Origin of the sequence: Autumnicola musiva (assembly GCF_031846585.1) — a bacterium.
Lineage (GTDB): Bacteria > Bacteroidota > Bacteroidia > Flavobacteriales > Flavobacteriaceae > Autumnicola > Autumnicola musiva.
Genome location: NZ_JAVRHK010000008.1, coordinates 99,292 through 110,471 on the forward strand (window position 1 = coordinate 99,292; position 11,180 = coordinate 110,471).

Below are 11,180 nucleotides of genomic sequence, written 5' to 3' on the forward strand. Positions count from 1 at the left end.
TATGATTTAGTTATTTCTTTTTTATTGAATTGATTTCCAGTAAGAAATAATTTTGACCTGGGATCCTTTTTTCTATTTCATTTGGATAAGTATAATATGTTCCACTAAAAATAATCTCAATTTCATCTTGAATAAATTCATCTGGTATATTGTTACAAAGTATCCCAACATCTTGCGAATCATAGTCGCCGTCAATACCAGAGTAAATCATATATTTATTCATATCAGTATTAAAAGCTACAAATCCTTCAATTTCTGAAACTCTCTTCACTTCCTTCATACCGTCACTACATGTACTTTCTTGTTCAGTAGGGCTAGATGTATTAGTTTCACAATTTGTAACAAATAGACTAATAGAAAGAAGCAGAAATATTTTAATCATATTAGATACCTTCATAATTATTTAATTTTTAAATAGAAACTCAATTTTTTAAGGAGCACTTGTCCATAATTAATTAGTAGAATTATAATTCTTACTATTATTAGATGGGGATTATTAAGAAAAGTTGCTTCAAATTATGTTAAATATAGCGAATTTTTATAAAATATTTCTAATTTTCCCCATATCATTTGCTATTTTAGAATCAATCACCCTTGCATAAATTTGAGTAGTCGCTAATTTTGTATGTCCCAAAAGTTTAGAAACGGTTTCTATAGGAACGCCATTGGCGAGGGTTACAGTTGTGGCAAATGTATGACGGGCGGCGTGGAAACTTAATTCTTTATCGATTTTTACCGCTTTGGTGATTTCCCGTAAATATTGATTGGTTTTCTGGTTGGAATAGACCGGAAGTAAAATATCACTGGAACAAACTTTTGGATGGTCCTGGTATTTTTCCAGAATACGTTCAGCTTCTTCCAACAGTGGGATTCTCAGCATCGTATTAGTTTTGATTCTTCGGGTGTAGATCCATTTATTCCCATCAACACCTATCTGAATATGTTTTTTCTTTAGCTCCTTGACATCGCCATAGGGCAATCCCGTATAACAACAGAAAACAAAAATGTCGCGGTTGATTTTATGGGTAGCTCTTTTGAATTTTTTGTCCTTTATCTTTTGTAATTCTACTTTGGATAGATATACCATATCGACCTGGTCAAAACGGAGTTTAAACCTTTTGGTAGGGTTCTTTTCAATCCAGTCTAAATCTTCGGCCAGGCGCATCAATTTTTTAAAGCGTTCCATATGTTTCATTACCCCGTTATTTCTTAGACTGGGCAAGCCCCTTAAAAAACTTTCAAATCCCAGGGTAAATTGATAATCAACCTGCTTTAAATAAATATCTGAAGTACGATATTGGGCTTTTAAAAAATCTTTGAGGTAGTTTTCCGTAGTTGTATAGTTTTTCATTGTTCCATACTTTAAAACCTTAACCATTTTCTCTTTGTGGTAGTGGATTAAATAGATGAGGGTATAATGTTGCTGGTCACTTCCAAGGAATCTAGCTTTCACCGTTTCTGTGGTTACCAGCATTCCTTCTTTAGTAAGGCTGTCTTGAGTTTTATAGAGTTGAGCCTTGGTTTCATCAATTTTTTTATTGATTAGCCGGCTTTCAGAATTGTTACCGACAAGTTTACTGGCAGCTTGGTTCCACTTGTCTACCGGGATAGTTCGTTTTAAACTTATTTCTAATGATTTGCCGTTAACGGTAATTCGGGCATAGAGGATAGCTGATTTAGGTTGTTTTTTCTTTTTTCGGATAATAAAAGAAATGGAAAAGGTTTGACTGGTACGCATAGCTTTGTTGTTTAAATGAAACAATTAATTAAGGCGAAAGTCAAACTACCAATACGTAATTATGGAGTACCGGTAAGCTAAAAATACAAAAAAATAACTCACGATAAACTCACAAATTCCCAGTGAACTCACGATTAACTCACATAAAATTTAACACTATTTGTTAAATTCTGAACATAAAAATAAAGGGTAACTATATGAAAACCATATAATTACCCTTGATTTGTGTTAAAATATAACTTATTAAAGTCGGGGTGGCAGGAAGCTTTTCAAGTTACTTCAGCTCTTTAAAACCGCGACTTCGTATCTTTAATTCTGGATATATTCACCGAATCATTCACTAAAATAGAAAGAACTATAAGACCAATAGAATTTGATCGTCTTTAATATCATAAAGATAAAAAAATTAGTAATACATATTATACATTCTTTCTAAGCTAAACTAACCATCAAGATTTTTACAACATATTCATAGCAATTAAGACATTCTAAACTCTCCGTTGCGTAGATTTATGCAAGGGTTTTAGAAGAAAAATTAAGCAAAGATTTAGATTGTTTTTTTAAGGTATAAATCAAAGTTCACTTTTCAATTGGAAAATTTTATCTCTCCTACTAAAATCGACCAAATGAAAATCTTGGATACCTTTTGTTTCTTGTTTAAATATATCATCACGTTCTCCGAAAGAAGCGAATACAATGGATTGACAGTCCTTATTTGAGGCAAGCACATTTAGAAAACTATTCATATCCTTATTAGCCATATCATGCTGTGATGGTTCATCAAAAAGTAAAATGCCGGGGTGATTGGCATTAAACTTATAAGATGTTTCAAATAAGCTTATAGTATATGACCAAATAGCTCTAATAAAATCACTCGCCGAAGAATTATGTTTTATTTTACCTTCAGACTTCTTTTCATCAACACGTTTAACCAAATTAAGACCTTTCACGTTAGGAAAGTAATTATCATAAGGAATTGATATATCCCTTATTTCATAACTTCTATAATTAAATTTTTCTAAAAGTGACTTGAATTTATTATTAAAAAAATCCATCTTTTTAAGATCCTCAGAAGAGTAAAAGGCATTTGGCAACTCTTTAATCCTACCTAGAGTTTTAGCATATTTTTTAGATATATCCTTGAATTCCTGCAATTCTGTATCAATTCGTTTTTTAATTTTTTGATAATGTCTTATTTGACTTTCTAAGTTTACTTTTTTTTCAATTATAAATTTGGAAGGTATTCTATCATCCGCAATCATTTCTCTATTTAAAGATTTAATCGTAGATCTATTTTTCCTTATCTTATCAGACAGCCTATCAAGCCTCTGTTCATGTTCAAAAATCTGATTTTCTTGTCCCCTAATAAATGCTAAGTATAAATCTTTTTGTGATTTCAAATGATTAATATTCTCATCTAATTTCATATAATTTTGATTGATGTCTTGTGGAAGTAAGGTGTCCTTGACTTCTTGGCTACAAGTTGGACATAAATCTTGGGTTATTTGGACATCCTCATCTTTTGCGAATTTTCGAACCTTTTTGTATGCTTTATAATTTTCTAATTCATTTATTGTTTCGCTGTATTCTTTTTTATAACCCTTTAAATCTTTTTCGCTTAGTACGATCTTATTAACTAGATTTTGCTTTGAAAAATTCAATTTTGAATATTCAACGGTCAATTGATCCAACTGCTTACTAAGTTTATCGCTGATCTGCCCAGTTTTTGGAAGACTTTCCTTTTCAATTTCGTTCAACTCCGATTGAAAAATCTCTAATAGTTCATCCAAATTTTTATAGCCATCAGCAGTCATTCTTCTCACATAAATCTTATCCTCCGGTTTTAAAATCTGAGGTTTAATATTTAGGCCTTCCACTTTCAGATTCTCGCTTTTGAGTATATCTTTTAGGTCGATGTATTTCTGTTCCCATTGATATTCTATAATTTTTTTCTCAAAATTTAAATTCTCTTTGTTTTTCTGATTCTCTAACACATCGAGTTTTAGAATGTATTCAATAACTTTTGATTTTACATCTTTAATTTTATAATATGGTATTGTTGCTAAAAAATCTGCCCATCCGTTTTTTTGTTCAATAGCAAAAGATGGGAAAATTGTTTGGAGATATAATTTTTTTGAAGAACCATCTGTGTAGCTAACGTCAGGTAAATCTGTATTTAAAAAGGTATTTAGATAAGCGTGAAATCCGTATTTTAAATTTTTCGCTGCATTTTGATCGTGTAGATACATCTCGAGAGATTCAATATCTGGTTTTGGAGTTTCACTAATTATTTTGCCTAAATATACTTTTACGTACCTAGGGTCGTAAGTATCACTTTCAATATAACGTTGTATGGTTATACTCTCGCCTTTTTGATTTTCAATCTCTAGAAGGATACTAGATTCGATTACAGGTAATTGTTTTTCATCAACTTTAATCTTATCCTTAAGAACATATTGCAGTGCCATAGTGTTCTTTCCTCCTATAATTTCTTCCATCCCTAAACCATAGAGCAAACCTTGAAAAACAGTACTCTTTCCTGAAGAATTATTTCCTCGTATAACATTTAAACCTTTAAAAAATTGAATTTCTTCTCCATAAAGAGCTCCTTTAGTAACGATATTGATTCTTAAGCTATTTAATTTAATCATTTCCAATTTTTTGAAAGTTCATCAATTCTTGATTCTGTAATTACCTTACCAAATTCTTCTAAAATTTTTTTTTCATCTCCAAAAAGATCATCTTCTTCTAAAATTTTATGGACTAATTGTGCGCCTTTTTTAGTAATTAAGTATTTCCCTTTTTCTTCTATAATTAACTCCTCTCCAATACCAAAAGCCACAGCCCTATTTACGTGAGGAGATAATGTCCATATGCTAAGTGATACATCAAAATCATTATTGATCCACTCTTTTACTTTCATTTTACGCTTTCTATCTTGAAAGATCCATGAAAATAAGTGGAGCTTAAGAAGAGAACATCCATATTTATTGGAACCTTCAGAAATAACCAATAAAAGTTGAGTTAATTTCCATACTGGTCTGTAATCTATAGAAAGGGAAACCGGTCTACGCTTAAAAATAATATTCTTATTCATCAGATAAAATTTAATGAACATTCTAAAACCCAACCAGAAACCATCTGGTTGGCAAGGTCTTTTAACAAAATAGAGTCGAAGCCCTCTAATTCTTCCCTTAATTTTTGTTCCACTTTTTCAGTAAGTTTTTTTATAAATACTTTTTTCTCTACAATCAATCCTAGTGAGTCAAAAGCAACATCCTCTTCTAGTTGAGAAGCAATTCTGGTAAACCGTTCAAAATCTTTAGGATGTTCATTTTTAAGAAATTCGATTTGTTTAATTCCTTTTAAGTATCTCTCGATGGATAAATCAGTGGCTTTTAAAACTGTTATTTCCAATTGTGACAAATCTTCATAGTCACTCTCAAAGACTTTACTATATTTCCTTTTGGCGTTCTCTACGTATGCATTCTCCAATTCTACCCAGTCGCTTTTCTCATTATCCTCTATAACTGGATTATACATAATCCCATTCTTAGAAAACTTTAAATAGGAAACGTAATCTTCAATTTCGTGAATGATTATTTTAAAATTGCAATCAAGAATTTCTAGGCTTTTACTTATGATTTCCCTTTCTTTTTTTCTACAGTGGGCATATATCTTCTTATCAGAGTTTTTCGGTGTAACTAAATACCATTCTTGAATCTTTAACTCTCCTAAAATTTTTTTTAAATCACTACAATTAGTTTCTAACTTTTTAATATCTCTTGATATTTTGTCGCGCAAAGCTTCATATAATTCTTTTCCAGAAATATTGTTTTCCGGACAATAGCATTGAAAGGCCTTTCCAGTTTTTAAAGTAAATCCTTCTATCCCCAAATCTCCATTCGAATCTGGCATTTTTTGATAAACCTCTTCTTTGTAAACAATTTTAAAGACAATTTGGAATGTATCTTCCCATGAATTAGGATCAAATTTTCCGTAATTAGTTTGAAACATTATTTTGGTAGATTAGTTTGGAGTATTGTTCTAAAACTATTTCTGCAGATACTTCTCCAAATAAACCACCTTATCCTTTTCAGCCTGAACCAGGCGTTCATAAAGCTCTACTATTTTTTCAACTGGATCTATTGTGCAGAAGTAATTGTTATTATTTGCGCTATTATCTTTAAAGGTGTTATTGATGATATTGAATACTGCCTCTTCACTAAAATGACGAATCGCTTCTGGCGAAACTTTTAGAATCTCTGACACTTTATCCAGTGTTTCATCTTCCACTTTTTCACTTTTTTCCAGGCTCGACACACTTTGTTGGCTAATGCCTAGTTCTTCGGCAAGGGTTTCCTGTTTCATTCCACGCAATTCACGAATGCGAGCAATTTTGCGGCCTATATGGTTGGGTTTGGTAGTTGTTGTCATAATCTCAAAGATAAGGATTCATTTTAAAGTATTAAGAGGTTCCGCAAGCGGTAATTTACAGGTTACCGGCTGTATTTTACAAGTCCGCCTGGTTTGGTACACGGGTTAATTTTCAGAATTTGAAGCCATAATCAATAAAATTAACGGCTGACTAATGAAAATTTCTGCCCATAACTCCAAATATATAGAAAATGTGTTAAAATCAATTACGGGAAACCGTATTAGGAAAAAATAAAAACTTTTAAATAATAATATTATGAAAATCAAAAACATACCACAGCACGTATTGGAGCGCCTCATAGAGGTAATCAGGTCTTTGGTTAATGTGCATTCCATTTACTGGATTGCCGCAATTAAAAAAGGGCATTCATCAATGTATTTGTTCAATTCTGAAGTCAATGGCAATCTTAAACAAAATTATGAGTTCACTCTGCTTATCATCAGCTACGAAGAAATTGGCAATCCCAAAACTTTTATGGGCGAGGTGTTCAATACAATGAAGGAACAGGTGCAATTGTATAGCATCCATTATTCCCATAATGACATTAAACGGCGCTTAGAAGCAGGCGATAATTTTTTAAGTCGGGTGCTTTTTCCTGGGAATTGTTTGTTTCAGGAAAGTCCGTTATCACTTACAAGCTATTGCTACCACCCCAGGAAATTTGAAGAAATTAGAAAGGTATGGGAGTTTAGATTGAACCGGGCATCTTACTTTGAAGATAAAACAAATACTTTAGATATGGTGGATGATGAAAGTGCAAGGATGGTATTGGTTAGCCAAATCATATTGCAAACCTGCGCTGCACTCATCTGGGTATATTGGGAATGGAAACCCCACTATTTTAAGCTCGACCTGCTTTTAAACCTCTGTAAAAATTTTAGCAAAAGCCCCCTGATAGTTTTGCCGAAAAAATCATTCACCTCAAAAAAGGCCTATAGCCAGCTTTGCCATTCACAGTTTAATCTCAACTTTAAAACAGCAGATGACGTAACCATGATAGATAGTGATTATGCCAGTAATTTAGCGGAACGATTTTTAAGAAGCGTTCGTAAGGAAGGAAATAAAAAACTTAAGGAACTCGAGCTTCTGCATAATCAAAAATACTCAGAAGGACTTACAGCAAAATAGTATTGTAATTCACAGAAAAATAAAGCCAAAAGTAGTAGATGACAAAAATTTAAATTATGAAAATCGAGCGAGAAAAGAGTATTAAAACCCTGGAAACTATGGCGAAATTAAAATTAAATACACTTCGCCCAAGTAACTCCCAAAAAAATAAAATGAAACCTGCCTTTTTAAAATTTGATGGCTATTTAGAGTTATTTACCACTATAGAAAGTCTATTAAATGTATGTATTTTAGCCTCCGAAGGTGATTCTTACAGTCCCTCAAAAATAAAATGTCCGGAAGAAAGTATACGTAAATCGCTCGAATTAGTAGTGCAACTTTTACCCTTTGAAGAAGGAGAGTTTTTGGATGAAGCATACCGATTATTCAAGGAGAATTTTGAGTAGTATCCATCTACTAATATTCATCTTTAATTAAGTGGGAACTAAACGCAAGATGTGTGCCTGTGGGCACAATCTTGATTGCTCCCGATGGTCGCAATGAAAAAAAGAGATGTTTTAAGGGTTAAAATTCAAACCAAACCATTTACTTTTTTCATCTTGAGCATTTTCCTTTTGCTGGTGAAAAGAAAATAATATGTAGATAAGGATGAATAGGTCATTCTGCTATTTTTATTTACTTCTTTCAGCGCCATCACATTACCTTTTGATGCCCTTAATCTTCAAGCTTTGAAATTATAGAGGAGTTATAAATAGCTTTTTAGCGGTTTATGCACTCCGGTTAATTTTATAGCTTATTATTTTAGCAGCAAAAGGTAAGGTGAAGTAAGAAAGTATCTTAAAGACCTCTGAAATCCTGATCGGTGATTTTTAGTTACCCCTAGCGGACTTGAGTCAAAAAGCTTTTTCGATATTATTCTTCAATATTGAAGATTCTAAGCTTTTTGGCTCGTGTCCAAGACAAAATGTAATGAACCTGTTTTACTGAAATGGAGCTTTTGCGAAATGGAGGTAAAAGTGGTGAATGGCCTCAAATACTTAGTTTAATTAAAATTTATTAATTTAGGAAAGAATTCTTTAAGGCAACCCTACTTGCTCATATTTCTCCAATGTACTCTCGTTTGAGAATTACTATGAAGGAAAAATAAATGAATATATAAAAGTAAGGCCTTATGACAAACATTACCCGCAATCCTCCATCTTCCGTTCTGGAGAATTTACAACTACTTGAAGCGGATTTAGATTCAAAAATTCCTTTCAAAAAATTAGACAAAAATTTACTAATAGCTACCTGGAATATCCGTTCTTTTGGAAGTTTGACACGTAAATGGAGCTCGGAAGAAGACGATTCACCAAAACGAGATTTACATTCTATTTTGTGTATAGCTGCCATCATAAAACGTTTTGACGTAATTGCAATTCAGGAGGTTAGAGCTAACATTCGAGCACTTAGAGATACTTTGAAGATCTTAGGTAATCATTGGTCCCTTATTTTGACCGATGTAACAAAAGGTGACAAAGGAAACGGCGAAAGAATGGCTTATTTATTCGATACAAGAAGGGTTAATCTATCTGGCTTGGCTTGTGAATTAGTAGTTCCTCAAGAATGGAAAGATAAAGATATTTCCGAAAATGCACTACAAACCCAATTTGCTCGGACACCCTATGCCGTCAGTTTTAAATCCTGCAATCATACATTCATACTAGTAACACTACATATTCTATATGGTAAGAAATCTCAGGAAAGAATTCCAGAATTAAGAGCTATTGCTAAGTGGTTATCTGATTGGGCTGGTGATGTTAATGCCTATCATCAAAATCTTATTACTCTAGGAGATTTTAATATTGACGAACGTGGTGACTTACTTAATAAAACTTTTCTAAAGGAGGGGTTATATGTTCCGGAGCAATTACAAGCCAAATCAACTACGCGATCTATTTTTGATGAAACAAAATACTATGATCAAATTGCCTGGTTTAAAAATAGCAAAAGCGTTCCAAACTTATCTATGACGTTTTCAAATGCCGGTAGTTATAATTTTCTCCAAGTTGCAATGGAAAATCGCAAATTAGAGAAGCGAACAATTTCCTATATGATGTCTGATCATTACCCTCTTTGGGCTGAATTTAAGATGTGCTAACCAATAAATATCATAAAATGAATTCAAAAACTTTCAATTTAGGAATAACAATGGCTGGTGCCGTCTCTGCCGGTGCTTATACGGCTGGATTTATGGATTATCTCATAGAGGTTCTCAATAACTGGGAAGAACAAAAAATATCCATAAGAAAAAAACTAAAGGACAACAAACCTCTAACCGAATTTGAGAAAAAAATACCTTTACATGATGTTAGCATAGAAGCTTTAGGAGGTGCTTCAGCCGGAGGAATGGTGAGTATGATAACAGCATTATCCTTCTATAAGAGCTTTAAACCTGTAGATATTCCAACGGATCAGAAAACCGGTAATTTTCTCTATGATAGCTGGGTGTTACTAAATGATGATATTGCAAAGAATATAACCACATTTGAAAAAATGCTCAGCACGGATGATTTTGATAATAATCCAGAAGGAATACCATCTCTGTTAAATTCTAAGTCAATTGATTCGATAGCAGATAAAGTCTTTGAATTCTTTGAAGAAAATTCATCAGGGGAAATTATGCCTTCCTATATTTCAAAAGATCTAAGAATTTTACTCACTTTATGCAGTCTTAGGGGAATACCTTTTGAGCTGAATTTTAAAAATTTTAGTTCAGCCAATTTTCCACATACTCCTGGACATAGAATGAATGAGCATATGATTGTAGCTCACTTTAAAGTTGATCATAATAATAAAACGGATCAAAATTTCTATTTAAACTTTGATCCGTTTAGTCAGGAGTCTAGGGATTTATTAAAACTGTGCACAAAAGCGACTGGGGCATTCCCTTTAGGCTTAGCTGCAAGGAACTTTGAAGGAGTCTTATCTCCTGAGTATGTCAAAAACTGTATACTACGAAATCTGGAAATAGATAATAAGAAGGGTATTGATATTAAAATTAATGATCCTTCATTTGATTTCACTTGTATTGATGGAGGAACCATAAATAACGAACCCTATTCTGAAGTAGTTCAGGTTTTAGAATCAAAAAGACCCGAAGGGGATCCTAAAAAACCAATGTCGGGAGTTATAATGGTTGATCCTTTTCCCAATTTTTATAATCAGGATGAACCTGGAGAGGTTGAAAATCCTATTACCTCCTCATTATTCCAAAATAACATTTGGAAAGTAATTCCAAAGGCATATACAACCTTCAGGGAACAAGTCAGGGTGAAACACGCAGGGAGCTTTTATAAGGATTACTTGCGTCTATTAATCTTTCCTGTGAAGTGGGAACAAATTGGTGTTTTGAAAGATCATCCACCTATATCATGCGCTTCACTTGGAGGTTTTGGGGGTTTTCTGAATCGTGAATTTCGTAAACATGATTTTTTTTTAGGAAGAGATAATGCCCGGAATTTTTTAAGAGCTTACTGTATGCTAGAATATGAACCAGAAAATCCGCATCCGTTGTTTCAGGATATTGATCAAAGTTCTGTCGAAATTTTTGGTAAAAGAACCGAGGGTAAAACCTTCCTTCCAATTATACCTGATATAAATTTTATTGAAGATAAAGCAAATGGTCAGTCTAATCCATTTAAATATACCGTAGAGGATTTTCCAAAAATTGATAATAGTTATTTCGACAAGATAAAACCGGCTTTATCAAGGAGGGTAAAAAAAATGCTAACTCATGAAATAAACAAATATTTCGAAAATAAATGGCTCTTTCGGAACGCATCAAAAGTTTTTAGAGGTTTAATCACTAAACGAATTACTAGTTATGTGATTAAAACAATGAAAAAAGATTTCCAAAACAGGAAAATGTTGGATTAAATTAATTAAATCTATGTT

10 protein-coding genes are annotated in these 11,180 nt (G+C 32.6%); 4 read left to right on the top strand and 6 right to left on the bottom strand.

Going from position 1 to position 11,180, the window contains the following annotated elements:
- Positions 1–10 precede the first annotated feature (10 nt).
- From RM539_RS12035 to RM539_RS12060, 6 genes are all read right to left on the bottom strand, one after another.
- Positions 11–397, bottom strand: a complete 387-nt coding sequence (locus RM539_RS12035) for a hypothetical protein (RefSeq protein WP_311503650.1) — start codon at positions 395–397, stop codon at positions 11–13.
- 141 nt (positions 398–538) lie between these two features.
- Positions 539–1,738, bottom strand: a complete 1,200-nt coding sequence (locus RM539_RS12040; protein WP_311503651.1) for a site-specific integrase — start codon at positions 1,736–1,738, stop codon at positions 539–541.
- 572 nt (positions 1,739–2,310) lie between these two features.
- Positions 2,311–4,389: a hypothetical protein gene (locus tag RM539_RS12045; protein ID WP_311503652.1), complete on the bottom strand. Its 2,079-nt coding sequence runs from the start codon at positions 4,387–4,389 to the stop codon at positions 2,311–2,313.
- Positions 4,386–4,835, bottom strand: a complete 450-nt coding sequence (locus RM539_RS12050; protein WP_311503653.1) for a hypothetical protein — start codon at positions 4,833–4,835, stop codon at positions 4,386–4,388. The genes RM539_RS12045 and RM539_RS12050 overlap by 4 nt, the downstream gene beginning before the upstream one ends.
- The gene (locus tag RM539_RS12055) at positions 4,835–5,755 is read right to left on the bottom strand and encodes a hypothetical protein (protein WP_311503654.1); all 921 of its coding nucleotides are present in this window, start codon (positions 5,753–5,755) and stop codon (positions 4,835–4,837) included. The genes RM539_RS12050 and RM539_RS12055 overlap by 1 nt, the downstream gene beginning before the upstream one ends.
- 36 nt (positions 5,756–5,791) lie before the next feature.
- On the bottom strand, positions 5,792–6,175 hold the full coding sequence (locus RM539_RS12060) for a helix-turn-helix domain-containing protein (protein WP_311503655.1): 384 nt from the start codon (positions 6,173–6,175) through the stop codon (positions 5,792–5,794).
- 256 nt (positions 6,176–6,431) lie between these two features.
- Here RM539_RS12060 and RM539_RS12065 point away from each other — a divergent pair, with 256 nt between their 5' ends.
- The 4 genes from RM539_RS12065 to RM539_RS12080 all read left to right on the top strand — a co-directional run bounded on the left by RM539_RS12065 (position 6,432) and on the right by RM539_RS12080 (position 11,162).
- Complete coding sequence (locus RM539_RS12065; RefSeq protein WP_311503656.1) at positions 6,432–7,304, top strand: hypothetical protein; 873 nt, start codon at positions 6,432–6,434, stop codon at positions 7,302–7,304.
- Between the two features lie 56 nt (positions 7,305–7,360).
- Positions 7,361–7,690, top strand: coding sequence for a hypothetical protein (locus RM539_RS12070; protein ID WP_311503657.1), 330 nt, complete (start codon positions 7,361–7,363; stop codon positions 7,688–7,690).
- A gap of 725 nt (positions 7,691–8,415) precedes the next feature.
- Positions 8,416–9,384, top strand: a complete 969-nt coding sequence (locus tag RM539_RS12075; protein WP_311503658.1) for an endonuclease/exonuclease/phosphatase family protein — start codon at positions 8,416–8,418, stop codon at positions 9,382–9,384.
- Positions 9,385–9,401: 17 nt separating this feature from the next.
- A complete protein-coding gene (locus tag RM539_RS12080) occupies positions 9,402–11,162 on the top strand; it encodes a hypothetical protein (RefSeq protein ID WP_311503659.1) in 1,761 nt (586 codons plus the stop codon).
- Positions 11,163–11,180: the final 18 nt, after the last annotated feature.